The following is a 1,502-nucleotide window of genomic DNA, read 5'->3' as shown; positions in this document are numbered from 1 at the left end:
GAGTGGGGCCGGCGTTGCGCGCACGACCTGGCTGCGGTGCAGGCCCTGTTCAAGGCCGCCCAGGTGATCGAGTTCGTGAAGCGCCCTTCGCTGGACAACATGCTGGCCAAGCGGGTTGACTTCCTGACGGCTTATCAGAACGCGGCATATGCGCAGACCTACCAGGCTTTTGTGGAGAAGGTGCGCGCTGTGGAAGCGCCGCTGGGCAAGACGCTGCTGACCGAGGCGGTGGCCCGGTACCTTTTCAAACTCATGGCTTACAAAGACGAGTACGAAGTGGCGCGCCTGCACACCGACACGGGCTTCCTGGACAAAGTCAACGGCATGTTTGAAGGCGACTTCAAGCTCAATTACCACCTGGCGCCGCCCATGATTGCGTCCAAAAACGACAAGGGCGAGCTGCAGAAGAAGCAGTTCGGCCCCTGGATGCTGGGCGCATTCAAGGTGTTGGCTCGCCTGAAAGGTCTGCGCGGCACGCCGCTGGATGTCTTTGGCCGCACGGAGGAGCGGCGCACCGAGCGGGCCCTGATTGAGGAATACAAGGCGAGCCTGCAGGACGTGATGGCTGGCCTGACGGCCGAAAACCACGCCACGGCGTTGGAAATCGCCCGGATTCCAGAAATGATCAAGGGTTATGGCCATGTCAAGGCACGCCACCTGGCAGCAGCGCGGCCCCAGTGGGCCGCGTTGATGGAATCCTTTCGTACCCCCGGATCTACCGTTCAGCGGGAAGCGGCTTAAAGCCTGGACCGGCGCCGGCCTCGCCGCCGGTCCGGTGTTTCCTTCATGGAGCGGCTTTGCTGCGGAGCTTGCAGCAGCCCTTTGCGCGCAACCCCGGCTTGAAAAGCCCCTGGTGCGCGCCAGTTACCCCCTTCTGCGGATGCCCCGCCGCATACAATCGTGAACTCTGTGCGCTGTCCGTGCCGGATGGCGCGCGCCAGTGTGTCTTTTAAATCGTTGTGGAGTTAGCCGTGTTCATTTCTTCCGCCTTTGCCCAAACCGCTCCCGCTGCCGCTGCCGGCGGTGACATGATGTCCTCGCTGACGGRCATGCTGCCTCTGGTGCTGATGTTCGTGGTCCTGTACTTCGTCATGATCCGCCCGCAGATGAAAAAGCAGAAAGAGCATCGCGCCATGATTGAGGCGCTGGCCAAGGGCGATGAAGTCGCCACCGCAGGCGGCCTGCTGGGCAAGGTGACCAAGCTGGGCGATGTGTACCTGACCCTCGAACTGGCGCCAGGCGTCGAAGTCCAGCTGCAGCGCAGCGCGATCATCCAGGTGCTGCCCAAAGGCRCTATCAATCCAGCCAAATAAGGCTTTCGCCGGCCRCAACGGCCGGCAGGCCTGACTTTGTTCATCCGTCCACCAGGAACAGCCCTCTCATGAATCGTTATCCGGCCTGGAAGTACGCCATCATTGTGATTGCGTTCATCGTCGCAGCCCTGTACACGCTGCCCAACTTTTTCGGCGAAGCGCCTGCGGTCCAGGTCTCCAGCGCCAAGT

General features: G+C 61.8%; 3 protein-coding genes. All 3 read left to right on the top strand.

Annotation, left to right across the window (positions count from 1 at the left end; all coding sequences use genetic code 11):
• On the top strand, positions 1-741 hold a 741-nt coding region (locus AC1D1X_RS23100; RefSeq protein ID WP_477699313.1), incomplete at its 5' end, for a DUF6537 domain-containing protein.
• Positions 742-971: 230 nt separating this feature from the next.
• Positions 972-1,313 (top strand): preprotein translocase subunit YajC, encoded by a 342-nt coding sequence (gene yajC, locus AC1D1X_RS23095; protein WP_477699312.1) that lies wholly within the window; start codon positions 972-974, stop codon positions 1,311-1,313.
• Between the two features lie 68 nt (positions 1,314-1,381).
• On the top strand, positions 1,382-1,502 hold a 121-nt coding region (locus AC1D1X_RS23090; protein WP_477699314.1), incomplete at its 3' end, for a hypothetical protein.

The sequence above is a fragment of the Polaromonas sp. P1_G4 genome (assembly GCF_056405475.1).
Note: the sequence above shows the minus strand (reverse complement) of the source record. Positions and strands in the feature narration are given on the sequence as shown.